Origin of the sequence: Rhodovulum sp. 12E13 (assembly GCF_003340565.1) — a bacterium.
Lineage (GTDB): Bacteria > Pseudomonadota > Alphaproteobacteria > Rhodobacterales > Rhodobacteraceae > HLUCCA09.
Map to the genome: position 1 here is coordinate 173,768 of NZ_QPLK01000004.1, position 25,869 is coordinate 199,636.

Annotated in this window: 25 protein-coding genes, 1 tRNA gene and 2 pseudogenes; 20 read left to right on the plus strand and 8 right to left on the minus strand. The window is 69.9% G+C overall.

Annotation, left to right across the window (positions count from 1 at the left end):
* Positions 1-6: 6 nt before the first annotated feature.
* From puhC to DLJ49_RS05315, 8 genes are all read left to right on the plus strand, one after another.
* Complete coding sequence (gene puhC, locus DLJ49_RS05280) at positions 7-510, plus strand: photosynthetic complex assembly protein PuhC (protein ID WP_115392479.1); 504 nt, start codon at positions 7-9, stop codon at positions 508-510.
* Between the two features lie 66 nt (positions 511-576).
* A complete protein-coding gene (locus DLJ49_RS05285) occupies positions 577-873 on the plus strand; it encodes a hypothetical protein (protein ID WP_115392480.1) in 297 nt (98 codons plus the stop codon).
* Positions 870-2,033 (plus strand): magnesium-protoporphyrin IX monomethyl ester (oxidative) cyclase, encoded by a 1,164-nt coding sequence (acsF, locus tag DLJ49_RS05290; protein WP_115392481.1) that lies wholly within the window; start codon positions 870-872, stop codon positions 2,031-2,033. Before DLJ49_RS05285 ends, acsF begins: the two co-directional genes overlap by 4 nt.
* Before the next feature lie 80 nt (positions 2,034-2,113).
* The gene (gene puhE / locus DLJ49_RS05295; RefSeq protein ID WP_115392482.1) at positions 2,114-2,932 is read left to right on the plus strand and encodes a putative photosynthetic complex assembly protein PuhE; all 819 of its coding nucleotides are present in this window, start codon (positions 2,114-2,116) and stop codon (positions 2,930-2,932) included.
* A gap of 20 nt (positions 2,933-2,952) precedes the next feature.
* Entirely contained in the window at positions 2,953-4,164 is a 1,212-nt protein-coding gene (gene hemA / locus DLJ49_RS05300) for a 5-aminolevulinate synthase (RefSeq protein WP_115392483.1), read from the plus strand.
* A 148-nt stretch (positions 4,165-4,312) separates the two neighbouring features.
* Positions 4,313-4,807, plus strand: coding sequence for a plastocyanin/azurin family copper-binding protein (locus DLJ49_RS05305; protein WP_115392484.1), 495 nt, complete (start codon positions 4,313-4,315; stop codon positions 4,805-4,807).
* 193 nt (positions 4,808-5,000) lie between these two features.
* Positions 5,001-5,456 carry a c-type cytochrome gene (locus tag DLJ49_RS05310; protein WP_115392485.1) on the plus strand — a complete coding sequence of 152 codons (456 nt, stop codon included), beginning with the start codon at positions 5,001-5,003 and terminating at the stop codon, positions 5,454-5,456.
* A gap of 146 nt (positions 5,457-5,602) precedes the next feature.
* Entirely contained in the window at positions 5,603-6,541 is a 939-nt protein-coding gene (locus DLJ49_RS05315) for a calcium/sodium antiporter (RefSeq protein ID WP_115392486.1), read from the plus strand.
* Between the two features lies 1 nt (position 6,542).
* Here DLJ49_RS05315 and bchO read toward each other — a convergent pair whose 3' ends face one another.
* The 4 genes from bchO to crtA all read right to left on the minus strand — a co-directional run bounded on the left by bchO (position 6,543) and on the right by crtA (position 11,034).
* Positions 6,543-7,409 carry an alpha/beta fold hydrolase BchO gene (gene bchO / locus DLJ49_RS05320; RefSeq protein ID WP_233488754.1) on the minus strand — a complete coding sequence of 289 codons (867 nt, stop codon included), beginning with the start codon at positions 7,407-7,409 and terminating at the stop codon, positions 6,543-6,545.
* Positions 7,410-7,419: 10 nt separating this feature from the next.
* Positions 7,420-9,096, minus strand: coding sequence for a magnesium chelatase subunit D (locus DLJ49_RS05325; RefSeq protein WP_115392488.1), 1,677 nt, complete (start codon positions 9,094-9,096; stop codon positions 7,420-7,422).
* 133 nt (positions 9,097-9,229) lie between these two features.
* Positions 9,230-10,192, minus strand: a complete 963-nt coding sequence (gene bchI / locus DLJ49_RS05330; protein ID WP_233488774.1) for a magnesium chelatase ATPase subunit I — start codon at positions 10,190-10,192, stop codon at positions 9,230-9,232.
* A gap of 74 nt (positions 10,193-10,266) precedes the next feature.
* Positions 10,267-11,034, minus strand: coding sequence for a spheroidene monooxygenase (gene crtA / locus DLJ49_RS05335; RefSeq protein ID WP_233488756.1), 768 nt, complete (start codon positions 11,032-11,034; stop codon positions 10,267-10,269).
* 100 nt (positions 11,035-11,134) lie between these two features.
* On the opposite strand from crtA, the gene DLJ49_RS05340 reads away from it, so the two are divergent.
* The 11 genes from DLJ49_RS05340 to DLJ49_RS05390 all read left to right on the plus strand — a co-directional run bounded on the left by DLJ49_RS05340 (position 11,135) and on the right by DLJ49_RS05390 (position 22,154).
* On the plus strand, positions 11,135-12,745 hold the full coding sequence (locus DLJ49_RS05340) for a phytoene desaturase (protein WP_115392490.1): 1,611 nt from the start codon (positions 11,135-11,137) through the stop codon (positions 12,743-12,745).
* A complete protein-coding gene (crtB, locus tag DLJ49_RS05345) occupies positions 12,742-13,923 on the plus strand; it encodes a 15-cis-phytoene synthase (protein ID WP_115392491.1) in 1,182 nt (393 codons plus the stop codon). Before DLJ49_RS05340 ends, crtB begins: the two co-directional genes overlap by 4 nt.
* A 66-nt stretch (positions 13,924-13,989) precedes the next feature.
* Entirely contained in the window at positions 13,990-14,466 is a 477-nt protein-coding gene (locus DLJ49_RS05350; protein ID WP_115392492.1) for a tryptophan-rich sensory protein TspO, read from the plus strand.
* A gap of 70 nt (positions 14,467-14,536) precedes the next feature.
* On the plus strand, positions 14,537-15,208 hold the full coding sequence (locus tag DLJ49_RS05355) for a PAQR family membrane homeostasis protein TrhA (protein WP_115392493.1): 672 nt from the start codon (positions 14,537-14,539) through the stop codon (positions 15,206-15,208).
* Between the two features lie 397 nt (positions 15,209-15,605).
* Positions 15,606-15,679: transfer RNA gene (locus DLJ49_RS05360), tRNA-Cys, on the plus strand.
* A gap of 815 nt (positions 15,680-16,494) precedes the next feature.
* A complete protein-coding gene (locus DLJ49_RS21670) occupies positions 16,495-16,638 on the plus strand; it encodes a hypothetical protein (protein ID WP_158547396.1) in 144 nt (47 codons plus the stop codon).
* A 4-nt stretch (positions 16,639-16,642) separates the two neighbouring features.
* Entirely contained in the window at positions 16,643-17,050 is a 408-nt protein-coding gene (locus DLJ49_RS05370; RefSeq protein ID WP_115392495.1) for a serine hydrolase, read from the plus strand.
* A 389-nt stretch (positions 17,051-17,439) separates the two neighbouring features.
* Positions 17,440-19,308 (plus strand): SLC13 family permease, encoded by a 1,869-nt coding sequence (locus DLJ49_RS05375; RefSeq protein WP_115392496.1) that lies wholly within the window; start codon positions 17,440-17,442, stop codon positions 19,306-19,308.
* Positions 19,305-19,607, plus strand: a complete 303-nt coding sequence (locus DLJ49_RS22340; RefSeq protein WP_233488758.1) for an alpha/beta hydrolase — start codon at positions 19,305-19,307, stop codon at positions 19,605-19,607. The genes DLJ49_RS05375 and DLJ49_RS22340 overlap by 4 nt, the downstream gene beginning before the upstream one ends.
* A gap of 327 nt (positions 19,608-19,934) precedes the next feature.
* The gene (locus DLJ49_RS05385) at positions 19,935-21,254 is read left to right on the plus strand and encodes a glycine cleavage T C-terminal barrel domain-containing protein (protein WP_115392577.1); all 1,320 of its coding nucleotides are present in this window, start codon (positions 19,935-19,937) and stop codon (positions 21,252-21,254) included.
* A gap of 3 nt (positions 21,255-21,257) precedes the next feature.
* A complete protein-coding gene (locus tag DLJ49_RS05390) occupies positions 21,258-22,154 on the plus strand; it encodes a methylenetetrahydrofolate reductase (RefSeq protein WP_115392497.1) in 897 nt (298 codons plus the stop codon).
* Between the two features lie 18 nt (positions 22,155-22,172).
* Here DLJ49_RS05390 and DLJ49_RS22345 read toward each other — a convergent pair whose 3' ends face one another.
* The 3 genes and pseudogenes from DLJ49_RS22345 to DLJ49_RS05400 all read right to left on the minus strand — a co-directional run bounded on the left by DLJ49_RS22345 (position 22,173) and on the right by DLJ49_RS05400 (position 24,113).
* Entirely contained in the window at positions 22,173-22,391 is a 219-nt protein-coding gene (locus DLJ49_RS22345) for a hypothetical protein (protein WP_147277264.1), read from the minus strand.
* 248 nt (positions 22,392-22,639) lie between these two features.
* Positions 22,640-22,741, minus strand: a pseudogene (locus DLJ49_RS22715) (CocE/NonD family hydrolase C-terminal non-catalytic domain-containing protein); the annotation flags it as partial.
* A gap of 58 nt (positions 22,742-22,799) precedes the next feature.
* On the minus strand, positions 22,800-24,113 hold the full coding sequence (locus DLJ49_RS05400) for an ATP-grasp domain-containing protein (protein ID WP_115392498.1): 1,314 nt from the start codon (positions 24,111-24,113) through the stop codon (positions 22,800-22,802).
* A 336-nt stretch (positions 24,114-24,449) separates the two neighbouring features.
* Between DLJ49_RS05400 and DLJ49_RS05405 the strand changes: the two are divergent.
* Positions 24,450-24,791, plus strand: a pseudogene (locus tag DLJ49_RS05405) (AraC family transcriptional regulator ligand-binding domain-containing protein); the annotation flags it as partial.
* A gap of 75 nt (positions 24,792-24,866) precedes the next feature.
* Here the strand turns inward: DLJ49_RS05405 and DLJ49_RS22830 are convergent.
* A complete protein-coding gene (locus DLJ49_RS22830; protein ID WP_369932492.1) occupies positions 24,867-25,643 on the minus strand; it encodes a DUF302 domain-containing protein in 777 nt (258 codons plus the stop codon).
* Positions 25,644-25,869: the final 226 nt, after the last annotated feature.

Consider the following 25,869-nt stretch of genomic DNA (forward strand, 5'->3'; position numbering starts at 1 on the left):
CCCGAGATGTCCGACACACCGCTTTCCCGAGAGAAGCCCCTCAACGCGGCGCAGCGCGCCAACCCCGAGCTGGTCAACCGCGACCGCGAGATGATCCCGCCCGTGCTGCTCAAGGCGATGGCGATCCTCGCGCTGTCGTCGCTGGCGATCACCACCTACGCCGTCGTGACAGACCGCCCGCTCGTCGGCCAGCCGCTGCCCTCGGAAGAGGTCCGCAGCCGGCAGGTCATCCTCGACGGCGACAAGTATGGCGGCGTCGTGGTGAAGGCGGGCGACGGTGCGGTCATGGCCGACCTCGGCCCCGACGAGGCCGGGTTCATCTCGGTCATCTGGCGGGGGATGAACCGCACCCGCATGCAGCACGGGGTCGCGGAGACGCTGCCGCTCAGACTCGTAGAGTTCGAGAATGGACGTCTCGCCATCTTCGACGACGAGACCGGGTGGTCGGTCGAGCTCGCCTCCTTCGGCGACGCCAACCGCGCCTCCTTCGCCGCGCTTTTCGACAAGTGACCGGCAACCGCAACCGCTCCGCCGTCTAGCCAGCGGCGGGGCCACAACCCCAAAGGGAACCAGGGAATGGGATTTCTGACCAAGGAGAAGGAGACGGCGCCCTGCACCGTCGAGGTCTCGCACAAGTTCGAGAGCCTGCACGCGCATGTGCGGTTCGACAACGGGGCCGTCGTGCACCCCGGCGACGAGGTGGTCGTCCAGGGCCCCGAGATCATGGCGCCGTATGGCGAAGTGGTGACGGAGAGCCGCACCGCCATCATCTGGCGCGCCTCGACGGTCGAGCGGATGTGGACGCGCCTGACCGGCGACATGGAATTCATGGAGCTCTGCGAGTTCTCGTTCTCGGAGGAGGTGACGCTATGAACGACGGATCCCGCATCGAGGCCGAGGGCGCCGCCCCGGCCGCCCGCGCCACGCACAGCGCCGACGCCACGACCGTCGAGGAGGGGCTCGCCATCCAGGAGCGGCAGGCCGTCACCGACAGCGAGGCCGCGACCGCGGTGGCGATGCAGAACACGCTGCTCACCCCGCGCTTCTACACCACCGATTTCGACGAGCTCGACGCCATCGACGTCAGCCATATCCGCGACGAGTGGGACCCGCTCATCGAGGAGATGAAGAGCGACCCCAACAAGGGCCACTTCCGCAAGACCGAGGACTGGGACCACGTCGACTGGGAGGGGATGGACCCGGAGCTGAAGAAGGAGTTCATCGACTTCCTCATCTCGTCGTGCACCGCCGAGTTCTCGGGCTGCGTGCTCTACAAGGAGATGAAGCGGCGCGGCAACAACAAGGACGTGGTGGAGCTGTTCCAGTACATGGCGCGCGACGAGGCGCGGCACGCGGGCTTCATCAACGACGCGCTGCGCGAGGCGGGCATCGCGGTGAACCTCGGCTTCCTGACCCAGAAGAAGAAGTACACCTACTTCCGGCCGAAGTTCATCTACTACGCCACCTATCTCAGCGAGAAGATCGGCTACGCCCGCTACATCACGATCTTCCGCCACCTCGAGAAGCACCCCGAGCACCGGTTCCACCCGATCTTCAAGTGGTTCGAGGAATGGTGCGGCGACGAGTTCCGCCACGGCGAGGCCTTCGCCATGCTGATGAAGACCGACCCCAAGCTGACCTCGGGCGTGAACGTGCTGTGGATCAAGTTCTTCCTGACGGCCGTCTACGCCACGATGCACGTGCGCGACCACCAGCGGCCGGCCTTCCACGCCGCCCTGGGCGTCGACCCCGACGAGTACGGCCACGAAGTGTTCCGCAAGACCAGCGAGCTGTCGAAGCAGATCTTCCCCATCACGCTCGACATCGACCACCCGCGCTGGGCGCGGGGGCTCAAGGCGCTCCAGAAGGCGTCGGTCGACATCGACGCGGCGAAGAAAGCGGGGGGCCTCGGCGGCTTCCTCGGCCGGATGTGGGGCTCGACACGGGCGGCACTCGCCTTCGCCAGCCTCTACACGATCCCGGCCAAGAAGCACCGGGTGCCGAAGGTGACGCGCCTCCAGCCGGCCTACTGACCGAAGCCGGACGGGCCGGGGGGCCAGCCCCCCGGACCCCCCGGGATACTTGGAGCAAGAAGAAGGACGGGACCCGTTCCGTGACCGAACCCTGGATCGCAACACTGATCGCGCTCTTCGCGTGGTGGTTCTCCACCGGGGCGATCCTCGCCGTGGTGAAGCGGGCCGACGCGGGCGGGCGCAAGAGCCATCTCTGGGCGGTGCTGCTGGCGCTGCCGGTCCTCGTGCTGGGGGCTGGCCTGTTCGTCGACACGCTGCACCGGACCGAGCCCTTCGCCGTCTTCGCGGCCTTTCTCGCGGCGCTGATGATCTGGGGATGGATCGAGATGGCGTTCCTGTGCGGGATCGTCACGGGCCCCAACCGCGCGCTCACGCCCGAAGGGGTGAGCGGGTGGGAGCGGTTCCGGCGGGCCTGGTGGGCGGTGGCGTGGCACGAGCTGCTGCTGTTCGCGGCGCTCCTGGCGATGGGCTGGGCGGCGCAGGGGGCGGCGAACCCGTTCGGCTTCGTCACCTTCGCGGTTCTGTTCGGCGCGCGCATCTCGGCCAAGCTGAACCTGTTCTGGGGCGTGCCGCGTATCAACACCGAGTTCCTGCCCCAGGCCATCGCCTATCTGCCCACTCACTTCCGCGTCGGCCGGCCGAACGCGATCTACCCCGTGACGGTCGCCATGCTGGCCGTGGCGACTGCGCTGCTGGTGCGCGAGATCGGCGCGGCGGACGCGGCGCACGCGGCGCTGGGCTGGACGCTCGCCGCCGCCATCGCCGGCCTCGCCCTGATCGAGCACCTGCTGATGGTGGTGCCGCTGCCCGACCAGAAACTCTGGCGCTGGATGCTGCCCGAGCCGCGCGACGCGCTGACGCAAACCCAGACCAGCCGGCCCAGAGAGCCGGCGGAATAAGACGAACGAAGGGACCAGCCATGGATTACGATAGCCTGTTCCGCGAGCAGCTCGACGCGCTGAAGGACGAGGGCAACTACCGCATCTTCGCGGAGCTCGAGCGGCAGTGCGGCGCCTTTCCCCGGGCCGGGCACCGGGGCGAGGGCCCCGAGCGCGTGACGGTGTGGTGCTCGAACGACTATCTGGGAATGGGCCAGCACCCCGTGACCGTGGGCCGCATGGTCGAGACGGTGCAGGAGTGCGGCACCGGTGCCGGCGGCACGCGCAACATCTCGGGCACCAACGCCCACCATGTCGCGCTGGAGCAGGAGATCGCCGACCTGCACGGCAAGGAGGCGGCGCTGCTGTTCACCTCGGGCTACGTGTCGAACTGGGCGTCTCTCTCGACGCTCGGGAGCCGACTGAAGGGGGCGGTGATCCTGTCGGATTCGCTCAACCATGCGTCGATGATCGAGGGAATCCGCCACTCCCGCGCCGAAAAGGTGATCTGGAAGCACAACGACGCCGACGATCTCGACCGGCACCTGTCGCGGCTGGACCCGGCGCGGCCGCGGATCGTGGCCTTCGAATCGGTCTATTCGATGGATGGCGACATCTGCCCGATGGCCGAGATCGTCGAGGTCGCCGAGAAGCACGGCGCGATGACCTATCTCGACGAGGTCCACGCGGTGGGGATGTACGGCCCCCGCGGCGGCGGCATCAGCGAACAGGAGGGGCTGGCGCACCGCATCGACCTGATCGAGGGCACGCTGGGCAAGGCCTATGGCTGCGTCGGCGGCTACATCTCGGGCTCGGCGGCGCTCTGCGACTTCGTCCGCTCCTTTGCCAGCGGGTTCATCTTCACGACGGCACTCCCGCCGGCGGTGGCCGCGGCCGCCAGGGCCTCGATCGCGCATCTCAAGAACTCCGAGATCGAGCGGATGGGGCAGCGCGACCGGGTGCGCAAGCTGCGCGCAAGGCTCGACGCCGCCGGCATTCCGCACATGGCCAACGACAGCCACATCGTGCCGGTGCCCGTGGGTGACCCGGTGAAGTGCCGGCTGATCTCGGACATCCTGCTGCGCGAGCACGGCATCTACGTGCAGCCGATCAACTACCCCACCGTGCCGAAGGGAACCGAGCGGCTGCGCTTCACGCCCTCGCCGCACCACACCGACGCCGATATCGATCACCTCGTGACCGCGCTCGGCGAATTGTGGAGCCAGTGCGCGCTGGCCCGGCAGGTGGCGTGACCGGGCAGACTGTCGCAGCCGGTGGCCAGGTCGGGCCGCACGGCTAGCCTCCCGCGCATGCGCCGGGGCCGACGGCCCGGCCTCACAGACGAACCGCGCCGTACCCCGAACGGGGCGCGGCGCGTTCCTTTTGCACGGGAGAGCTGACATGAAGATGACCCGCCGAGAGAACCTCGCCCTGATTGGCGCCACCGCGGCTGCCACCGCCCTGCCGGGCGCCGGTGCCGCGCAGGAGGAAGGCACCGTTCACGTGGTGGAAATGCTGACGCGCGATCCCGAGACGGGCGAAAACCAGGTGTTCAGGCCGGCGCTCCTGCGGGTGCAGCCCGGTGACACGGTCCGCTTTGTCTCCGAGCAGCCGGGGCACAACAGCCAGTCGAACGAAGATCTGATCCCCGAGGGGGGCGAAACCTGGGAAGGCCGGATCAACCAGGATGTCGAGGTGACGCTCGAGACCGAGGGCACCTATCCCTACTATTGCCTGCCTCACCAGACCGCCGGCATGGTCGGCCTGATCCTCGTGGGCGACTTCACGTCGAACTACGAGGCCGCGAAGGAGGGCCGGTTCCGCGGCCGGGCACGCCAGCGCTACGAGGACCTGTTCGCGCAGGCCGACGAGATCCGGGCCGAGGAAGGCCTCTGATCGCGCCCGCCAAGGGACAGCAACGGGGCGCCTGCGGGCGCCCCGTTGCTGTCACGGCGCCCGCGGGTTCGCCGCGCGCCCGGTTTCGAGGCAAGCCGTGTGCCGCGGTGTGCAATAGAGGCTTTACCTCGGTCGCCGGAGCGGTAGGTTGGCGCGCACAGCCGAGCAAGCAGCCAGACTGAGAGGTCGACCCATGAAAGCCACGTTCGCCGCCAGCCTCGCGCTGGCGTCCCTGATCGCAGCCCCCGCTCTCGCCCAGGATCCTTCGGGTGACGCCGAGTCGGGTGCCGCCCTGTTCGAGCGCCAGTGCATCACCTGCCATGTCGTGGTGAACGACGAGGGCGAGACGCTCGCGGGCCGTAACGCGCGCACCGGCCCCAACCTGTGGGAGATCGCGGGCCGCACTGCGGGCACCGTGGACGGCTTCCGCTATTCCAACGGCCTTGAGGCGCTCAACGAGATGGGCGTCCAATGGACCGAGGAGAATTTCGTCGGTTACGTCCAGGACCCCACCCCGTGGATCCGCGAGACGGCCGACAGCAACCGCCTGCGCGGCTCGATGACGTGGAAGGTGCGCTCGGAGGAAGAGGCGCACGACCTCTACGCCTACCTCTACTCGCTGGCCCCGCCCGAAGGCGAGGGCAGCTGAGCCCGCGTCGCCCCGGCACTGGCACGAGTAGAAAGGCCGCCGGACCATCCGGCGGCCTTTTTGCGTCGGGCTCTTGACCGCGGGCCGGCGCGCGCCGACATGCCACGCTCCCGCGAGGGATGTCCCCTCGCGCCAGGGTGCCTGTCATGGCCAATCTTCTCGTCGCGGGCGGCCTCGTCGCCCTGCTCGTCGGCGGCGACCTGCTGGTGCGGGGCGCGGTCGGCGTCGCGCAGCGGCTGAATGTGCCGCCCCTCGTCATCGGTCTCACGCTCGTCGGCTTCGGCACGTCGGCGCCGGAACTCGCCACCTCGCTGCAGGCGGCCCTCGGCGGCGCGCCCGGCATCGCCGCCGGCAACGTCGTCGGCTCGAACGTGGCCAACGTGCTCTTGATCCTCGGCCTTGCCGCCCTGATCCGGCCGATCGCGGTCGACGGCCCCGCCTTTCGCCGCGACGGCTCGGCGCTGGTGCTGGCCACCCTGCTCGGTATCGTGCTGATGCTGACCGGCACGCTCGAGCGGTGGCACGGCGCCGTGCTGGCGGCGGGTCTCGCGGCCTTCCTCTTCGCCACGTTCCGCCGCCCCGGCCCGGTGGCCGCGACCGAGGCCCACGACGTGGTCGAGACGGCCGACAGCAGGCCGCCGCTCTGGCGGGCGGTCCTGTTCTTCGCCGTGGGCCTTGCGCTGGTCCTGGGCGGCGCGCGGGCGCTTGTGACGGGCGGGGTCGAGATCGCGGCCGCGCTCGGGGTCAGCGAGACGGTGATCGGGCTGACGATCGTCGCCGTCGGCACCTCGCTGCCCGAACTCGTGACCTCGGTGATCGCCGCGCGGCGTGGCGAGGGTGATGTCGCCTTCGGCAACGTCGTGGGGTCCAACATCTTCAACCTGCTCGGCATCCTCGGGGTGACGGCGCTGGTGACGCCGCTGCCGGTCGACGCGCGCATCCTGCAGGTCGATGTCTGGGCGATGGCCGCCGCGACGGCGCTGCTGGTGGCCGCCGCGGTGACGGGCTGGCGCGTGACTCGGGCCGAGGGGGCGGGGCTGCTGGCGCTCTACGCGGGCTATCTCGGGCTGACGGTGGCGCTCTGACTCACAGGTGGCGCTTGAGGAAGGCGTCGACCCGCGCAGCGACCTCCTCGGGCGCCTCCTCGTGGGCGAGGTGGCCGACCCCCGGCAGCGTCACGGCCTCGGCCCGTGGCATCTTCCGCGCGGCGCGCTCCGACGTCTCGGGCGACACCGCCCGGTCGCCCTCCGCCGCGAGCAGCAGCGTCGGCACGGCGGTCCGGCTCAGGGCGGCGCGCAGCCGGTCGAGGCGCCACTGGGCCATCATCGTCAACGTGCCGTCGACATGGCGCGCGTCGGAGACGCAGGCGCGATAGAGCGCGAGCCCGAGGTCGTCGAGCCGGCTGCCCGTTCCCTCGATCAGCCGCTGCACCGTGTTGGGCTGGGCGAGCCGCGCCATCGTGGGCGCGACCAGCGGGTTGAGCGCCAGCGCCTTGGCCATCATCGGAAACAGGAACCCCGCCGCACCGTCGAAATTGTCGAGCGCGGCGTTGATCCCCACCACGGCGGCGGGCGGCGACCCGGCGATCTGCGCCATCCGCAGCGCCAGCGCCCCCCCGGCCGAGTGCCCCACGATTGCCGCCGGGCGCTCGCCGCGCTTCTCCAGCAGCGTCTCGAGGTCGGCCGCCATCAGATCCAGGCTGGAGCGTTGCAGGGCGCCGAGCCGGGTGAAGCCATGGCCCGGCAGGTCGGGTGCCACCACCCGCCAGCGCCGCGCCAGAAGGGGGGCGAGGTCGCGCCAGCTATGCGTCGCGCCCCCCGCCCCGTGCAGCAACAGCAGCACCGGCGCCGCCGCCGGCCCCAGCGCCTGCACGTGCCAGCGATGCGGCCGCGCCTGGGCGAAGGCCGAATGCTCGGCGTTGGGCCAGGTCTCGGCGTAGCGCGCCCAGTCCACTCCGCCGGCCTCAGGCGTCGAGCGTGGCCGAGACGGCCTTCGACAGCCGGCTGGCATCGGCCCGCGGCAGCGCGAGGTAGGGCGCCCCCATCTCGGCCGCCAGCGCCTCGAGCGGGCGCTGCGGCCGCGGTGACATGTCGATCACCAGGCCGGGGATCGCCTGCGCCCGGATCGCGCGGGCGAGGCGCGTTGCGTCTTCCCCGGCCTGCCCGCGGTTCGCCGTGCCATCGAGCGCGATGTTGGCCCGCCCGTCGGTGATGAGCGCCAGGGTCGGCGTCATGCCGCGCCCCTGCGCCGCGCGTGCCAGATCCATCGCCGCCGAGAGGCCCGCGGCGAGCGGCGTGCCGCCTCCGCCGGGCAGGGCGGCGAGCCGCCGCTTGGTCTGCACGAGGCTGCGGGTGGGCGGCAGCAGCACCTCCGCCCCCTCGCCGCGGAACGCCACCAGCGCCACGTGGTCGCGCCGCGCGTAGGCCTCGCCCAGCAGAAGCTCCACCGCGCCCTTCGCTTCCGCGAGCCGTGTCATGGCGGCCGAGCCGGACGCGTCGACCACGAAGATCAGGAGGCGGTCGGATTGCTCCTGATAGCGCTTGGTGCGGATGTCGCCCTGCCGCACGTGCAGCCGCTGGTCGGTCGCCGCGCTCTTGCGGCGCACGGGCTGCCACGGGGCGGCGGCGCGCAGCGTCGAGATCAGGTCGACCCGGCTCTGCCCGTCGAGGCGGCCGGGCCGCGGTGGCAGCGGCCGCCCCCGGCGGTTGCCCTTGCGCCCCGCTCCGCTGCCCGACGCGCCGGCGGCAACCCGCGGCGCGCGGCCTGCCGCCAGCTTTTCCAGCAGGTCCCGCGGCAGGGCGGCGGCGGCGGCCTCGAGCAGGATCTCCTCGGGCAGGCGCAGTTCCTGCTCGCTCTCCTCGCCGCGCTCGCCTTCGTCGGGCTGTTGCTCCGGCGGCGGGGGCGGCTCGGGCGCGTCGGGTTCGTCGTCCTCGGCCGCCGGCATCCGCGTGGCCCGGGGGGCGAGCACCAGCTCCACCGCGGCAGACAGGTCCTCCGTCGCCACCGTCTCCCGCCCCGAGAGCGCGGCATGGGCGCGGGCGGCGCGCAGCGCGAAGAGCGGGGCGCGCAGCGAGGCGATGCCCAGCCGCACCGCCACCGCCGTCAGGTCGGCCAGCGCGGCGTCGGGCGCGGCGGGCAGGGCGCGCAGCGGGTTGCCGACCCGAACGCTGCCCGGCTCGATCGCGGCCGTCCCGGCCAGAGCGACCCCGTCGAGGTCCACGTGCAGCGCCAGCCGGTCGGTCAGCGCCTCGGGCAGCGCCTCCTCCGGCTCCGCCCCTTCGTCGAGCGCGATGAGCGTGTGCCCGTCATGGGCGTCGAGAACGGCGCCGAGGCGGGCGGCGAGGCCGGGCGGGCACCGCTCGGCCATCGGCAGCACCACCGCGCAGGGGCGCGAGAGCACCCCCTCCTGCCATACCACCTTGCCCGCGCCGAGCGTTGCCGACAGGTCCACCCCGCCAAAAAGCTGCTCGTCGGCGATCTGCGGGTGGATCTTGCGCCGTGGCAGCGGCAGCGCGGCCAGCGCCGCCACGAACCGCTCGCGCACCGGCCCCGAACGGGCCCGGAGCCAGAGGCCCCCCAGCCCGCCGGGATCGACCGCCAGCAGGCGCAGCGAAAGATCGGCGCGCTCCCACGGGGTCATGCCGGCCCGCACCTCCCATCATCTTGGCCCAAATACTCCGGGGGGGGCGGCCCGGAACGGGCCGACGGGGGCAGCGCCCCCAGTCCCCCGCCGCCAGCGGCGCTGCCGGCCGGGCCCGGAGCGATTCCAGCCATCATGCCCCCAGCACCTCGTCGATCACCCGCAGCACCCGTGCCGTGCTTCCCGCCTCGTCGAGCGGGTCGCGGCGCAGGCGGTGGCGCAGTGACGAGGGCGCCACCGCGCGCACCTGCGCCACGCCCACCTCGCGTGCCTCCTCGAAGGCCGCGAGAGCCCGGGCCGCGCGCAGGAGCGTCAGCTCGCCCCGCAGGCCGTCGGCGCCGAGCGCCACGCAGAGCTCTGCGCAGGCGCGCAGCGTCTCGTCCGGCGTCTCCATGCCGCCCACGCGGTCCTTCGCGGCGACGATCCGCTCTCGCAGCTTCGCGTCCTCGGTGCCCCAATGGTCGAGGAAAGCGGCCGCGTCGGTCTCGTAAGCGTCGCGCCGGCGGATCACCTCGATCCGCTGGTCGATCTCCGAGGGCGAGGCGACCTCGACCGACAGGCCGAACCGGTCGAGCAACTGCGGCCGCAGCTCTCCCTCCTCCGGGTTGCCCGAGCCCACCAGCACGAACCGCGCCGGGTGGCGGATCGACAGGCCCTCGCGCTCCACGACATTCTCGCCCGACTGGGCGACATCGAGCAGCAGGTCGACGATGTGATCCTCCAGGAGGTTCACCTCGTCGATGTAGAGGTAGCCGCGGTTCGCGCGCGCCAGCAGCCCCGGCTCGAACGCCTTCTCGCCCTTGGTCAGCGCCTTCTCGATGTCGAGCGCGCCCACCACCCGGTCCTCCGTCACGCCCAGAGGCAGGTCGACCACCGGCGTCGGCTTTTTCACCAGTCGGTGAGAGTGCACCTCGGCCCAGTCGGGGATGTCGTGCTCGGACGGCGAGTTGACCGGGCAGCCCTCGACCGCCTCGATCTCGGGCAGAAGTGCGGCGAGCGCGCGCACCGCGGTCGACTTGCCGGTGCCGCGGTCGCCGAAGACGAGCACGCCGCCGATCTTGGGGTCGACGGCGGTCAGCACCATCGCCTGCTTCATCTCCTCCTGTCCGACGATCGCGGAGAAGGGGAAGGGGGAGGGGCGTGTGGTGGCTCTCACGGGGGTCTGATCCGTCATTGTGCGATGTCCAGTGTCTGCAGCGGGTCGCCGCCGTTCCACGTACCCGCCGAGCCGAGGATGCGGAAGCGGGCGTACAGTTCCTCGCGGAACCAGTTCCCCTCGCGCACCGCGCGGATCGCCTCGGCGTGCAGCGTGCCGCGGGCGTGCGCGAATGCGTGCATCGTGTCGGTATCCGGCCAGATCGAGAATGTGACCTGCTGAACCAGGGGCACCTCGCCGATGCCGATGCGGAAGACGACGTTCGGGTCGTCCATGATCGCGCGGTTCAGGCTGGGCGTGCGCTTCCAGAACTGCATCGCGACCTTCGGCTTGACCGTGGCGCGGGTCAGGATGGCCACGGGGCCGCCCCGGGCAGGCTCGCCCGACACCGTGAAGGGCTCGACTCCCGCCCACTTTCCGCGGGCCGAGGTGGGCGCGAGGAACACCGTGAAGGTCTCTTCGGCCATCTTCGCCCAGCTGGTGAAGGGGCGGCATTCCGCCACGCGGGCGCGGGCGGTCGCCTCGTCGGGCCAGGTGGCCAGGATCGCGGCGACGGCTGTGTTGGGGATGGGCACGAAGCCCTGGTTCGCGCCCGAGCCGCAGAGCTTCCATGCGCCGATATCCGGCACCTTCGGCAGCGAGAAACGCGCCGCGCCCATCTGGGTAAAGGCCCAGAGGCGCGCCCAGACAGGGCCGAAGCGGTGGAAGGTCAGCGTGACGCAGGCGCCGGCATGGGGGGCGTGCGAGTCGCGGGCGAAGGCCGTATCGGAACTGTCCAGCAAAGCTGACACTCCTGTATCTTGATCCAGTCAAATTGGACACTTGCACCATGGCAGCTAAATCGAGATTGTAAAGCAAACTAGACAGCGGTAGCCTTGACCCATGGCAAAAGACCTCACCTCGCCCGTCCTCGTCCCCGATCTCGGCCTCGCGCACGACCAGCGCCCCCATGCGCTTGTGATCGGCGCGGGTCTGGGCGGGCTTGCCTCGGCCATGCGGCTCGGCGCCAAGGGCTATCGCGTGACCGTGCTCGACAGGCTCGACCGCGTGGGCGGCCGCGGCTCGTCGATCACGAAAGAGGGCCACCGATTCGATCTTGGGCCGACCATCGTCACCGTGCCTGACGTTTACGAGAAGCTGTGGGCGGCCTGCGGGCGCGACTTCCACGCCGATGTCGACCTGCGCGCGCTCGATCCCTTCTACACGATCCGCTGGCCGGATGGAGAGACCTTCACCGCCCGCTCCGACACCGACGCGATGGTCGCGGAGGTCCGCCGTCTCTCGCCGCGCGACGTCGACGGCTACAAGCAGTTCCTGCGCGACAGCCGCGCCCGCTACGTCGTGGGCTACGAGGGCATGGTGCGCAAGCCGATGCACCGCGCGTGGGAAACGATCAAGGTGCTGCCCACCTTCGGCGTGCTCAGGGCCGATCGCTCGATCCTCGGCCATGCCAAGGCCCGGGTGAAGGACGAGCGGCTGCGCATGGCGCTGTCGTTCCACCCGCTCTTCATCGGCGGCGACCCGATGCACGTGACGTCGATGTACGCGCTCGTCAGCCACCTCGAGAAGGAATACGGCGTGCACTACGCCATCGGCGGCGTGCAGGCGATCGCCGACGCCATGGCCGGCGTGATCGAGGATCAGGGCGGCGCGATCCATCTCGGGGTCGAGGTCGACGAGATTCTGGTCGAGGGCGAGGGGCGCACCGCCCGCGCCAGGGGCGCCCGGCTGGCCGACGGCACGGTGGTCGCCTCGGACATCGTCGTGTCCAACGGCGATTCGGGGCACACCTACACGCATCTTCTGCGCAACCTGCGCCGCTGGCGGTGGACCGACCGCGCGATGAAGAAGCGGCGTTGGTCGATGGGCCTGTTCGTCTGGTACTTCGGCACGAAGGGCACGGCGGGGATGTGGGGCGACGTGGGCCACCACACCATTCTCGCCGGGCCGCGCTACGAGGGGCTTCTGCGCGACATCTTCATCCGCGGCCACCTCGCCGACGACATGAGCCTCTACCTCCACCGTCCGAGCGTGACCGACCCGAGCGTGGCACCCGAGGGGGGCGACACCTTCTACGCCCTCTCGCCGGTGCCGCATCTGGGCCACGACGACCCGGTGGACTGGGCCGCGGAGGCCGACCGCTACAAGGAAAAGGTCGCCGCCAATCTCGAACGCGCGATCCCCGGCTTCCGCGAGCGGATCTCGGCCGAGGTGACGTTCACGCCCGAGGATTTCCGCGACCGCTACCTGTCGCCCAACGGCTCGGGCTTCTCGCTCGAACCGCGCATCCTGCAATCGGCGTGGTTCCGCCCGCACAACGTGAGCGAAGAGGCGCAGGGCCTCTTCCTCGTGGGCGCGGGCACCCACCCCGGCGCGGGCGTGCCGGGCGTCGTCTCGTCGGCCGACGTTCTGGCGCAGGTCGTGCCCGACCCCGAGCGCCTCTCGCCCCGCGCCGCCGCCCCTTCCACCCCGCAGAGGATGGCCGCCGAATGAGCCCGACCGACGCCACCGCCGCCGACCTGCCCCGCGACCGGGCGCTCCCCGCCGACGTGACGCCGCTGCCCGCCCGAGGGCGACCGCGGCCGATCCACGGCATCGACCCCGACGATCTGGCGGCCTGCGAGGCGTCGATCCGCACCGGCTCGTTCTCGTTCCATGCCGCCTCGCGGCTGATGCCGGCGCGCTATCGGGCGCCGGCCATGGCCCTCTACGCCTTCTGCCGGCTGGCCGACGATTCGGTCGATCTGCAGGACGAGAAGACGGCCGCGGTGCTGCGCCTCGGCGAGCGGCTCGACCGTGCCTATGCCGGCCGGCCCGAGAACGCCCCCGAGGATCGCGCCTTCACCGCGATGGTCGAGGCGACCGGCCTGCCGCGCGCCCTGCCCGAGGCACTGCTCGAGGGGCTGGCGTGGGACGCGATGGAGCGCCGCTACGCCACCCTGTCGGAGCTGCGCGCCTATTCGGCCCGCGTCGCCTCGACCGTTGGCGCGATGATGGCCGTCATCATGGGCGTGCGCGACCGCCACGCGCTCGCCCGCGCCTGCGACCTGGGCGTGGCGATGCAGCTGACCAACATCGCCCGCGACGTGGGCGAAGACGCGCGCGCGCACCGCATCTACCTGCCGACCGAGTGGCTGGAAGATGCACGCATCGCCGAGGTCAACTTCCTGCGCGAGCCGATGCCCTCCGACGCGGTGCGCGACATGGTCAAGCGCCTGCTCGCCGAGGCGCGGCGCCTCTACCTGCGGGGCGAGGCGGGCATTCCCCGCCTGCCCTTCGCCTGCCGCCCCGGCATCTTCGCCGCCCGGCACATCTACGACGGGATCGGCACGGAGGTCGCGCGCGCGGGCTACGACTCGGTCTCGACGCGGGCGCACACAAGCCCTGCGCAGAAGGTCGGCTGGCTGATGCTGTCGGGGGCGCGCGCGGTCACCAGCGCGGCGATGCCCTGCCCGGCGGTGCTCTACGCCGCGCCGCTCGACGAGACGGCGTTCCTGGTAGAGGCGGCCGCGCGCGAGCCGAGCGGCGACGGGGCGTGGGGCGAGGGGCGCGCCGGCGAGCTCGTGGCTCTGTTCGCCGAGCTCAAGGCGCGCGATGCCGCCCGCCGCGGCGCGATGCGCCCCGGCCCGTCGCGGATGCGGGGCGGCGCGGTGCGCATCGCCGCCGAGTAGCGGGCCCGCGGCCACGAACCGCGCGAGATATTGGAACTTCACGCTCCGTCGGCTACTTTCCGATCCATGGATTGGGCGTTGTTCGGCATCTTCCTTCTCGGCTGCATGGCGGCCGGCTCGACCGGGGCGATCTTCGCGCCCGACGACTGGTATCGCAAACAGCTGCTCAAGCCGAGCTGGACGCCGCCCGACTGGCTGTTCCCGCTGGCCTGGACGACGCTCTACATCCTGATCGCGCTGGCCGCGACGCGGGTGGCCCGGCTCCCCGGCGCGGAATACGCGATCGGCCTCTGGGCGGTGCAAATGACGCTCAACGCGCTGTGGTCGCCGATCTTCTTCGGCGTCCGCCGTATCCGCGCCGCACTGGTCGCCGTGGGGGCGCTGTGGCTCGCCGTGTTCGCCACGATGGTCGCCCTTTTCAGGCTCGACTGGCTCGCGGGGTTGATGTTCGTACCCTACATCGCGTGGGTATCGGTCGCCTTTTCGCTCAACTTCTGGATCTGGCGGAACAACGAGGACACCTACGCCCAGCCCGCCGGATGACCGCCGGCGCGGGTGGGGGCGTGGCTCCGACCGGCTTTCCGCACCGACCGCTCGCTGTTAGACTTCCGTCATGTCTCAGGCCCTGATCTCCCGCGCAGGCTACAGCCGCGCCGAGCACGTGTCGGACGTGGTCGTGCACCTTGTCGCGCTCGCGGCCGCGCTCGCGGGCGTGCCGGTGCTCATCGCGCTCGCGGTGATCTGGCACGGCAACGTGTCGGCGGTGACCGCGATCTCTGTCTACGGCGTGACGCTGATCGCCATGATCGGCTGCTCGGCGCTTTACAACGCGTTTCCGCGAGCGGGGCTTTCGTGGCTCTATCGGCGGCTCGACCATGCGGCGATCTACTTCAAGATCGCGGGCACCTACACGCCGTTCACCCTGCTGTCGGGTCAGGGCGGGTGGCTGCTGACCGGCCTGTGGGGCGCGGCGCTCGCGGGCTCGGGCCTGCGCGCCTTTGCCTCGGGCCGGTGGAAATGGGTGGCGTTCGGTCTCTACCTCGCCATGGGGTGGGCGGCGGTGCTGGTGGGCTGGCCGATGCTGGCGGCGCTCTCGGCCCCCGTACTGGGGCTGATGCTGACGGGCGGCATCCTCTACACCGTCGGCACCGTGTTCCTTCTGTGGGAGCGGCTGCCGTTCCACAACACGATCTGGCACGTCTTCGTCATGTCTGCGACGGCCGTGTTCTTCGTGGCGGTGACGCTGCACCTGTCGGACTCGGCGGTGCTGGCGGCCACGCCATAGGGGGCTGCCCCAGCCGTTCTGGTTCGTGTGTTCTTGCCCGGTTGATCTTGCCAGCGCGGCCGCCTGCTCGAGCCGATCGGCAACATCCCGCCCGCCGAAGCGGAACCCCGCTTCCATGCCCGGTCCAACGAGCTCGCCATGGTGGCGTGACACAAACAAATCAGCCTCCGGTAAGCCCGGCGTGGTTCATGGTGGCAGACGGGAGAGCAGGTGGGCGGAACTCGGTCGGATCGAAGCGGCGCATTGCGGGTCTCCTCGGCGGGCTCGGGCCTCCGAGGTTACCCGACTGGCGCCCAAGAACAGAGCGCGAACCAACACGGTTTGCGGACACCGCCCGCACTTACGCTCAAACACCAGCTTGCGAAGGTTCAAACGGCATGGCACACCTACCCGCCAGGGCGAGTTGGCGGAGTGGTTACGCAGCGGATTGCAAATCCGTGTACACCGGTTCGATTCCGGTACTCGCCTCCACCTGATTTCACTGGGTTTTTCGGCATCGAGCGCCCTCGCGGGAGGCGCGAACGCCCGCGCTTTGAACCTCGGTTCGAACCCCGGTTTGAACCGCCTCCAGACCGACTCGGCCGCGCGTCGGGACAGGCATCCTGCCGATCCCACGAAGCTCGGGGGGCCATCAGATGGGCGCTTTCGTCCGGTCACCATAACGGTGGTAAGACCGCATGTCCTTCTGCGGCAGGCGCGTGACGGAGTGGTTCGCCCTACACTCGGCTTGCTGGTCTTGCCCAGCACGGCGGTGCCCTCCATGAAGCAGGGCGTTTCAGGGTGGTCACGTGGGGCTCTCCCCGGTGTGACGACGGCCCAGGGAGAGCGGAGTTCGGCGACAGGGGTATGACGCCCTGGGAAGCGGAGCGGTCAGATGGAGAGCGGCGGTGCCCCGCTGTCCGTCAGGGGGACCGCGGCGCTTGCCCCAGAAGCCGGTCGGCGACCGGTGGCGGCCTCAACAAATGGTGCGGCCGCGAACGCCCCGCCCCGACCGGCGCTGCACGATCTCGAGGGCGTCGGGCACAGAAAGCGCCAGGCAGTCACGCGCACGAAGCCATGCCACCACCGCGCCACGCTCGGCGCGCCATGCCCGCCGTCGACCGCCCGGTGACCTCCAGGGGGCGTCCGGATCGAAGTGGAGGTTTCGGCACCGGTCATGCCTCGCGCGCCTCGATGCTCGCCCTGCGGCCGGATGCGTCGAAGACCGCCCGGGTGTTCGTCCCCGGCATCGACACCGATCCGGGGCGGCCGCCGACCGGGCGCGCGTCCATCCCGAGCGGGTCACCATGGAGCTGTCGGGCCACGTCGTCCTGGTGGTGCACGACCGCGAGGCGCTGGGCGACGGCGGCGTGCCCGGCGGTGTCTCCGTCGCCGTCTCCGGCCACTCGCACAAGCCGTCGGCCGGGGCCGGCCTCCGGTCAGCCGGGTGACGCGATGCGCGCGGCCCGCCTCCTCGCCGCGGCGTGCCTCGTCCTCGCCGCCGCGGCGCCGGCGCGGGCGGAGGAGCCGATGGGGCTGACCGCCCGCCTCGGCGCGACGCTGGACGCGTTCCGCGCGGACTACGGCTTTCCCGGCGCGACGGCCGCCCTCGCCCTGCCGGACGGACGGCTCGTGACGGCCGCGACGGGCTTCGCCGACGTCGAGGCGGGGCGCGAGATGACCCCCGGCACGCGGATGCTGGCCGCGAGCATCGGCAAGACGGTCGTCGCGGCCACCGTGGCGTGTGCGGGCGGCTATCGCACCACCCGAAACTTCATCAACAGGGCCTACCTCGTGGCGGGCAAGCTCAGGCACCTGCCGGAGTCCCCCTGCACAACAAAATCTCGGATGGTCCTCGCCTGACGCAGTACAGAGACGCCCACACAACCCGGGAAGAAGCCAAGATTATAGCAGGCTCGCTCGGAGCGCCCTCATGTGCCCGTCCCTGGGCGCCGAGCGGTTGTCGCGGCAAAGTGCCCGGGTCTCGGCCTGTCGCGGCACTGGCTATCGGGCGTGGCAGGCGGCAGTCTCGGTCCATGCCGGGATGGCCGTCTCGGGCCGGACCGCTCGTCCGGTCCCGGATCGCGCTATCGGAACACCGAAAAGCAGCCATGCCTTCCGGCGCGTGCGCATGACCGGCAGGGGATGTGCCGGGCATCCGTCGTCTCTGCATGAAAACCTTGTTCCCCCGCGCCGCTTGGCCGACAAACGAGGGACGAGCCCAGCGCCGTCACGTCATCGGGCAGGTATGCATGACCGCCGACCAGATGCTGATTTCCGCCATTCTGGTCGCCACGATGGCTCTGTTCCTGTGGGGCCGGTTCCGGCACGACGTCGTCGCCCTGGCGGCGCTGATGGCCTGTGTCGTCGCGGGGCTGGTGCCGGCAGACGAGGCCTTCGCCGGGTTCGGCCACCCGGCCGTGATCACGGTGGCCTGCGTGCTGATCCTCAGCCGGGGGCTGCAGGACACGGGGGCCGTCGACTGGCTGGCGCGCAGCGTCCTGCCGCGCGAAGCGGGGCGGCTGACGAGCATGGCGGCGCTGATGGGGCTGGGCGCGGCCATGTCGGGGTTCATGAACAACGTGGGCGCGATGGCGCTGCTGATGCCGGTCGCGGTGCAGCTTGCGGACCGGCTGGAGCTGTCGCCCGGGCAGGTCCTGATGCCGCTGGCCTTCGGCACCATCCTCGGGGGCATGACGACGCTGATCGGCACGCCGCCCAACCTGATCGTCTCGGGCTTCCGGGCCGAGGCGGGGCTCGGCCAGTTCGCGATCTTCGACTTCGCGCCCGTCGGGGTCGCCGTGGCTACGGCCGGGGTGATCCTCGTCGCGTTGGTCGGCTGGCGGCTCGTCCCCGCGCGCAAATCGGCGACCGAGGCCGGCTTCGACACGGGCGCCTATTTCACGGAACTGCGCGTGCCGGAAGGCAGCAAGGCGGCCGGTCTCACCTTGCGGGCCTTCGAGCGCGAGATCGAGGACAGCGACGTGCAGATCGTCGGCCTGATCCGCAACGACGTCTACCTGACCGCACCGCATGGCGGCAGGCACATCCGCGCCGACGATGTCCTGGTGCTTCAGGCAGAGGTGGATGCGCTGGCAGAGGCGCTGTCGGTATTCGACATCGAGCTGGAACAGTCGATCGTGGGGCCGGACGAGACGGCCGGCGGCAACGGCGACGACGATGTGGCAGAGCGCGCAGGGGGCGCGGCGGCCCGTAGCGAGGCCGACACCCACAAGCACGACGGCGCAGACCGCGCGGCCAGCCGCGACATCGTGCTGCGCGAACTGGCGGTTCTTCCGGGGTCGAGCCTTGTGGGTCGCTCGGCGAGGCAGATGCACCTGCGCGCGCGCTACGGGCTCAACCTGCTCGCGGTGTCGCGCGAGGGGACTCCCCCGCGCTCCGGCCTTCGCAATGCAGAGCTGAAATCAGGCGACCTGCTCCTCGTCCAGGGCCCGGTCGAGGCCGTGGCCGAGTTCGTCAGCGACACGGGCTGCGTGCCGCTGGGGGCGCGCGACCTGCGCATTCCGGACAAGCGCATGGCCCTGATCGCCGCCGCGATCATGCTGGGGGCGATCGCGCTGGTGACGCTGGGCGCGCTGCCGGCGGCGGCCGCCTTCGCGCTCGGCGTGCTGGCGTCGATGGTGGCGGGCACGGTGCCGCTTCGGCAGATCTACACCTCCGTCGACTGGCCGGTGATCGTGCTTCTGGCGGCGCTGATCCCGGTGGCCGGCGCGATGCAATCCACGGGCGCCGCGGAACTGCTGGCGCGGGTTCTCGTCGATACGGTGGCCCGGGGCGACGCGGTGGCCGCTCTGGTCGTGGTGCTGGTCACGACGATGTTCCTGTCGGACGTGATGAACAACGCCGCCACCGCCGCCGTGCTGTGCCCGATCGCGCTCGGCATCTCGGCGACGCTGGGCGTCAATCCCGACACGTTCCTGATGGCCGTCGCGATCGGTGCCTCCTGCGCGTTCCTCACCCCGATCGGCCACCAGAACAACACCCTGATCCTCGGGCCCGGCGGATTCCGCTTTGGCGATTACTGGAAGCTCGGCCTGCCGCTTGAGGTGCTCGTCGTCGCCGTGAGCGTGCCACTGCTGCTGCTCGTCTGGCCGCTGTGATCTCTCGACACCCGGGACGGGACACCTACTACACCCACGACGAGGCCGACCTGTACTGGAGCGTTCCCGACCTGGCGGACGTTATCATCGAAACGGACCGGCGTTTCGGGGGCGGCGTCAATGTCATCGGCCACAGTCTCGGAGCCCGCGGCGCGGTGCTCACCCTTTACGAGGTCGCCAACAGAATGCAGGGCATCCGTCTCGGCCAGATCGTCCTGCTGGCGCCGGGCATGGATTTCGAGGTCTTCCAGCGCATGCTGCCGCGGATACTGCCGATCTTGGAGGGCATCACCGTCTAGGTTGCAGCCAACGACCGCCCCCTTGCGCTATCGGTTCAACTGCATGGTTATCCCCGCCTGGGCGAGACGGGGAACGATGTCGCGAGCCTCGACGGCGTCGAGGTCATCGATCTCGGCAACCTCCCGGCGGGCAGCCCGACTGGTCACCTTTACCACATCCACAGCGAAGCTGTAGGCACCGACCTCAGCCAGCTTCTCAACGACGGGATCCGTGCGGCGGACCGGCCCGGCCTGCTTCAGGTGGGCACCAACTGTCCGTCGTCTGCTCCTTGCGAACGGGTTTTCCCCACAGGCATCATCGGGGCGAGTCGGCAAGGGAGGTTCGCCATGAAGACCGTTACTCGAGCGCATCCCAACGTGCCCGGCATCGATCAATCCGACCGGCTCGTACCCCGCAACCTGCGGCAGTCGGGGCCGACGCCGGTGCAGATGCTGATCTCGACCCGGGTGCGGAAGTCGCCGTTCTGGCACCTTTCGGTCGAGGCGGGATGCTGGCGAGCCACGGTCTACAACCGAATGTATCATCCGCGTGGCTACGTGAAACCCGAGGACGGCGGGGCGATGGCCGAGTACGACGCGCTGGTCAACCGCGTGACGCTCTGGAACGTAGCGGTGGAGCGCCAGATCCGCGTTCGCGGCCCGGATGCTGAAGCCTTCGTAAATCGCGTCATCACGCGGGATGCCACCAAGATCGAGCCGATGCACGGCAAGTACTGCATTCTCTGCAACGAGAAGGGCGGCATCGTGAACGATCCGGTGCTGCTGCGGCTCTCGGAAGAGGAGTTCTGGTTCTCTGCGTCTGACAGCGACCTCCTGCTGTGGCTGCAGGGGGTCAATGTGGGCCTCCGTCACGATGTCGACATCGCGGAGCTGGACGTGGCGCCGCTCCAGGTTCAGGGGCCGTGGTCCGAGGAGTTCATGGCCGATCTCTTCGGAGCGGCGATCCACGACATGCCCTATTACGGGCTGATGGAAACAGAGTTGGCGGGTTGCCCCGTACTCGTCAGCCAGACCGGGTTCTCCGGCGAGAAGGGCTACGAGGTGTTTGTCCGCGACTCCTCGCTCAATGCCGAAGCAGTCTGGTACGCGCTGCGCGGCCAGGGTGCCCGCTACGGGCTTCGGGTGATCGCGCCAGCGCATCACCGCCGGATTGCCGCCGGGATACTCTCGTGGGGGCAGGACATGGACATCGAGACCTCGCCCTTCCAGGTGAACCTGGCCTACCAGGTTCCGCGCAGGAAGGAGGCCGACTATATCGGTCGCGATGCGCTCGAGGCGCAAAGGGCGGCGATCGACGAGGGGCGCGCGCCCTTCCGACTCAAGCTCGTCGGGCTGGCCATGGGCGGAAATCCGATCACCGATTACGCGCCCGACTTCTGGCTGATCGACACACCCGATGGCGAGCGGGTGGGCTACGTCACCTCGCCCTGGTGGTCGCCGGAGCTGGGGCATAACATCGCCTTGGGCTACGTCCCTTGGGAGATGTCGGTGCTTGGCACGGCGTTCCGGGTCGAGTTGCCCGAGGCCTACACCGAGACCTCGGGCGAGCCGGTGGACGCCGAAGTGGTCGCCGTGCCGTTCCGCCCCTCGGCGACCCCGAGTGCGCGGGAACGGGCGCGCGCCGCGGGTCGCGACTGGGCGCCCTGAGCCATGGATGTGGCCCGGCTCACCCAACCGACCGACGCGCTGTTGCAGCGTCTCTTCGAGTCGAACGGCGCCGTGCCGCTCAGTTTCGAGCTCTTTCCGCCACGGACGGAGGCGCGCCACGCGGCACTGCGAGAGACGGTGAAACGGCTTGCCCCAGTGGCCGAGGACGGGTTCTCGGTGACCATGGGCGCGGGCGGGACCACCCGCACCGGCACCCACGCGACTGCCGTCGAGGTGGCGCACCTCGGCGAGCGGCCAGTGACCGCCCATCTCACCGCACTCGGCCTGACGGAGGCGGACGCGCTCGAGGCGGCCGAGGAACTGTGGGAGGCCGGGATCACGCGGATCCTCGCGCTGCGGGGAGATCGGCCACGTGCGACGGCCGGGCCGCTGCCGCCGGGCTTCGTGCATTCGAGCGAGCTCGTGGCGGCACTCGCCGCGCGGCATCCCTTCGAGATCGCCGTGGCCGCCTATCCCGAGAAGCACCCCGAGGCGGAAACCCTGTCGGAGGACATCGACTACCTGAAGGAAAAGGTCGATGCCGGCGCCTCCCGTGCCTATTGCCAGTTCGTGCTGGACCCGGCCGCCTATGGCCGGTTTCTCGAGGCCTGCGCACAGCACGGCATCGACGTGCCGATCATCCCCGGGCTGATGCCGCTCGAGGGCTGGACGCGGCTGCGCAGCTTCGCTCGCGCCAATGGCGCCCGCGTTCCAGACTGGCTGGAGCGTCTGTTCGTCCAGGGCGAGGACACGCCCGAGCTGATGCCCCATCTCGCAGCGGTAGCCACGCTCGAACAGGCGCGCCGGCTGATCGCATTTGGCGCGCCGGCCCTGCACGTCTATTGCATGAATCGCTGGCCACTGGCGCTGGCGCTGGCCCGGCTGCTCGGGCACCGATGAAAGGGTGCAAGCGACGGGTCAGACGACGTCCTGCGGCAACGAGACGTTCCAAGCCCGGCAGAATACCCGTCCCCCGCCCTTGTAGACGTCGAGATCGCGGCAGACATGGAATGCCGGCGGCGTTGATGTCAGGATGGTGCGCGTATCGGTGCGCACCGCCCAGTCCCGCGCTGCAGGCGCCGGACCGCGCGCGTCTCGCCGCGCGAGCGAAAATCGTCGCCTTCCGAGGAATACCATTCGGTCGTCCGGTTCGCGACCTCGAGGGTGACCTCCTCCAGGCGACAGACGCCGTTGTCGTCGATCACTTCCAGCGTCGGCGATCCTCGGCAAGGTCGCGGTGGACCAGCCAGTTGTGGTGATCGGAGTCGATCGTCCGCCGCGGCATCGACACGGTTCCCTCGGTCGGGCCAAAGGCGCGCGGTGTCCGGTCGTCGGGGCGGGGCGCGCACCGGCAGGTCGATCGCGCCCGCGCGCGGGTAGACCGTCAGGCAGGCGGGCGCCGGCGAGGGCCATGCAAGCGGCCAGTACAGTGTCGAAAGCGACAGCCGCAGCCGGTGCCCTGTCGGAAACGCTTGGGCGATGGGGATCCGGAAGGTCCCGTCTTACCGGGCCGCGTGGCAAGACTGTCCTGCACTACCTGCTCGTTCATTCTTCGGGCTCGTCCGGCAGCGCGGTGCGGATATCCATCTCCTCCCAGAGGCGCCTGAAATCGGCGTGCAGCGCCGCCCGGCTTTGCGCGCCCATGAAGATCGCGCCCAACTCGTGGCTGTACTCGTCGTAATGGTGATCCTCGCCCAGCCGCATCCCCTGTTCCACATGGAGCTGTATCTCGGTGCCCGGATGGCGCGACTCCAGCGCGCGAAGCTCCGCCTCTGTCGGGGCGTGCGTGACGATCTCGTCGTCGGAATGGCCGTAGAGCCGCGGCATGTACTTGGCGGCATAACGGAAACGGCCGCGTCGCGCCGGGTAATCCGGCTTCCGCCCCAGAGCCACGTCGATCATCACCTCCTTGTGCGGCACCCCCGCGACCTTGTCGAAGAGCGGGCTGTGCGACTTCGAGATGCGCACGTTGATCTCCAGCAGTGACAGGCTGTCGTCGCCCGAATGGTAGAAGAACTCCATATTGAACGGCGTGTCGTCGAGCCCGATCTGCGCCAGAACCTTGGCGGCCGAGGCCGTCATGCGGGCCTTGACCGACGCGGGCAGTGCCGAGGGGTACTCGTAGCGTTCGAGGCTCGATCGATGCGGCCCCCGGATCGAGTCGACGATACCGTAGACCTCGGTCTTTCCCTCGAAGACGTAGCCCTCAAGCGTGCACTGGCGGCCCCGCGAAATGATCTCCTCGGCAATGCACTGTGCGGCCCCGGCCTCCGAGATCTCGTCGGGCAGGTCGGCATACCCCATCAGCACCTCGAGCGGCTCGGCGAAGCGGTGGATGCCATCCCGGATCGCGGTTAACGCACGGTCGTAATCGGCGCGTCCGTCGACCCGGAATCCCAGAAGCGAGGAATGTGCGGTCACCGGCTTGAGCCAGAAGGGATAGTCGAGCGGCGGCCGCGCGGGATCGGCCGCGAAGGGATCGACCATCTCGAAGCGCGGGACCTCGTCCGGCAGAACCTTGGCTTGCTCGATACGGCTCCAGTACTTGTGCTGGCAGCGCAGCACGCTCTCGACGCTCGGCCCGCGAAGACCGAACTCGCGCCTCAGGATCGGGACCATCACGATAGATGGGAAATCCCAGTAACTGACGATGGCATCGATGGGTCCATCGAATTCCCTCAGGATCGCCCGCCCCTTGTCCAGCAATGCCGGCATGTCGAACCGCGGAGCGTAGCAAATCTCGCGGCGCTCGTAGAGCGGGTGAAACGCATACCGCTCGGCGTCCCGGACGCTCTGAAGGAGCCGCAGATTGAACGGCTCGAGCCCGGCAACGAAGATGTTCTTCCGACGCTCTTCCACGCGGATCCTCCTGCCCAAAACCGTTCCATAGCGCACCTCGGAGGTCAAACCTTGTGCGGGATATCCGCGGCTTCAGAGTTGTCCGGCGACCAAGAGGAGGTCCAGCTACCACAAGAAGGAAAACGCTGGAGGCAATGCGACGAACTCCCGCTTCGGTGAAGGATTTCCGATGTTGATCCTGACGCTCACCGAAAACGACGACCACTTCACGCCGTGACGGCAGATCGAGGCGCTTCTGCGCGGCCACCGACTGACCGCGGACGCGGTCTTTGTGCCCACGTCCGGGCCGAGTAGGCTCGGTCGATGGGGTATGCCACCTCCCTCTTCGCGCGGAAGATGGTCGCCGCGGCCGGAGACGCAATCGACGGCGCCGCGGCCCTTTGGGCGGCCGGCGTCGATCCCGATGGCCCGTCGGACCCGAAGGCCATGATCCCGGCGAATACATATTACGAGATGCTGGAGCAGATCGCGGCCCGGATCGACGCGACCGATCTGCCGGTGCGGGTCGGCGCCTCGATGCGCTGCGACGAATACGGCGCGCTGGGTGTTGCCTGGAAGGCAGCCCCGAACCTGCTCGGCTCGCTCGGCCGCGTCGAACGCTATGACCGCCTCTGCACGACGCTCGTGCCGCAGGATGGGGGCGATGTGCGCGGGCGCGGCGGCGCGATGGGCCGGCAAGGTCGCCGCCATGCGATCCGCTCGCGGCGACCGCCAGCGCGGTGGCAGGGCCGGCCGATGGCGAGGCAGGTTGCCCTATCTCGATGTGGCGCGTTCCGCGATCGCGGAAAACCGATCGTCAAGCTCTTCTGCCATCCGGGCCAGCGCATCGCCCCCCTCGGCGCTGTAGGGCGCGAAGACGAAGCTCGGCTCCTTCCAGCTGAGGGTGGCGGTTCCGTCGGCGTTCTCGGTCACGTAGAAGCGGATCGGAGCCTCGATCATCGCGGCCGTGCTCTGCTCGAGGATCCGGACTGCGAAATCGTTGTTGAAGACGCCGACCACGCGGTTTTCAGGGATCTCGATGCCCCGCTGACGCGCCATTGCCGTCGGCCCGGCCTGCGTGACGACCCCCATCCGTTCCTCCGGCACGGCCTCGAGGAGCCGCTCGAGCAGCTCCGCGTGGGACATGTCGGTCTCGACGACCTGCCACCCGGGCCGGGGCTGCACCTCGGCGGCCGCCGCACCGCCGAGCGCAAGCGTCGTGACCAACAGCAAGAATGATCCTGTCTTCAGCATCTCGATCTCCCTCGATGGGGTGGTGGCAATCCATGGCGCCCTGTGCCGGCCGTCGTGCGACACAACAGCGGCGGCGGGCGCAGGCGTGATCGGCGTTGGGCGCAGGCCCTGCGTCGTACCCACATGAGGGCCCACATGAGGGCGGCACCCTCCCACGCCAACCCTCGGCGCCCCATTTCCGGCACCAGACAGGCCTCTTCGAATATCGTTGCGCCTTCCATTGCGGTCGTGTGGACGAATTTTGCACACGCCATTACCGGCGGCCAATTCGGGCGTGAGCCAAGTGCACCCAATCATTTTAACTTCACCCTGCGGTTCGGGGGGGTCGAATGCAATTCACGCCGGATCACGATGACGCGCGGTGGCGCACCGCACGAGCGCGGCGGGGCGCAGGCCGACAAGCACGTCCACAAGGGTTTTGCGACTCCCAGCGGGAGCGGGCCCCTGCATTGTTTCATTTGCTGCGCCACGAATGTGCACTGGCTTCATCATTCGCGGTGCGCCCGTTGATCGACGAATCTCG

What these genes read in the sequence shown, in the direction of transcription:
- DLJ49_RS05350 (WP_115392492.1), top strand. Translation starts at nt 13,990, where the DNA reads ATGGATTGGGCGTTGTTCGGCATCTTCCTTCTCGGCTGCATGGCGGCC.
- DLJ49_RS05340 (WP_115392490.1), top strand. Translation starts at nt 11,135, where the DNA reads ATGGCAAAAGACCTCACCTCGCCCGTCCTCGTCCCCGATCTCGGCCTC.
- DLJ49_RS05285 (WP_115392480.1), top strand. Translation starts at nt 577, where the DNA reads ATGGGATTTCTGACCAAGGAGAAGGAGACGGCGCCCTGCACCGTCGAG.
- DLJ49_RS21670 (WP_158547396.1), top strand. Translation starts at nt 16,495, where the DNA reads ATGGAGCTGTCGGGCCACGTCGTCCTGGTGGTGCACGACCGCGAGGCG.
- DLJ49_RS05315 (WP_115392486.1), top strand. Translation starts at nt 5,603, where the DNA reads ATGGCCAATCTTCTCGTCGCGGGCGGCCTCGTCGCCCTGCTCGTCGGC.
- crtB (WP_115392491.1), top strand. Translation starts at nt 12,742, where the DNA reads ATGAGCCCGACCGACGCCACCGCCGCCGACCTGCCCCGCGACCGGGCG.
- DLJ49_RS05390 (WP_115392497.1), top strand. Translation starts at nt 21,258, where the DNA reads ATGGATGTGGCCCGGCTCACCCAACCGACCGACGCGCTGTTGCAGCGT.
- hemA (WP_115392483.1), top strand. Translation starts at nt 2,953, where the DNA reads ATGGATTACGATAGCCTGTTCCGCGAGCAGCTCGACGCGCTGAAGGAC.
- DLJ49_RS05385 (WP_115392577.1), top strand. Translation starts at nt 19,935, where the DNA reads ATGAAGACCGTTACTCGAGCGCATCCCAACGTGCCCGGCATCGATCAA.
- DLJ49_RS22830 (WP_369932492.1), bottom strand. Translation starts at nt 25,643, where the DNA reads ATGATTGGGTGCACTTGGCTCACGCCCGAATTGGCCGCCGGTAATGGC.
- bchI (WP_233488774.1), bottom strand. Translation starts at nt 10,192, where the DNA reads ATGAAGCAGGCGATGGTGCTGACCGCCGTCGACCCCAAGATCGGCGGC.
- DLJ49_RS05310 (WP_115392485.1), top strand. Translation starts at nt 5,001, where the DNA reads ATGAAAGCCACGTTCGCCGCCAGCCTCGCGCTGGCGTCCCTGATCGCA.
- DLJ49_RS05325 (WP_115392488.1), bottom strand. Translation starts at nt 9,096, where the DNA reads ATGACCCCGTGGGAGCGCGCCGATCTTTCGCTGCGCCTGCTGGCGGTC.
- DLJ49_RS05355 (WP_115392493.1), top strand. Translation starts at nt 14,537, where the DNA reads ATGTCTCAGGCCCTGATCTCCCGCGCAGGCTACAGCCGCGCCGAGCAC.
- DLJ49_RS05375 (WP_115392496.1), top strand. Translation starts at nt 17,440, where the DNA reads ATGACCGCCGACCAGATGCTGATTTCCGCCATTCTGGTCGCCACGATG.
- puhC (WP_115392479.1), top strand. Translation starts at nt 7, where the DNA reads ATGTCCGACACACCGCTTTCCCGAGAGAAGCCCCTCAACGCGGCGCAG.
- DLJ49_RS05370 (WP_115392495.1), top strand. Translation starts at nt 16,643, where the DNA reads ATGCGCGCGGCCCGCCTCCTCGCCGCGGCGTGCCTCGTCCTCGCCGCC.
- DLJ49_RS22345 (WP_147277264.1), bottom strand. Translation starts at nt 22,391, where the DNA reads ATGGTATTCCTCGGAAGGCGACGATTTTCGCTCGCGCGGCGAGACGCG.
- acsF (WP_115392481.1), top strand. Translation starts at nt 870, where the DNA reads ATGAACGACGGATCCCGCATCGAGGCCGAGGGCGCCGCCCCGGCCGCC.
- DLJ49_RS05305 (WP_115392484.1), top strand. Translation starts at nt 4,313, where the DNA reads ATGAAGATGACCCGCCGAGAGAACCTCGCCCTGATTGGCGCCACCGCG.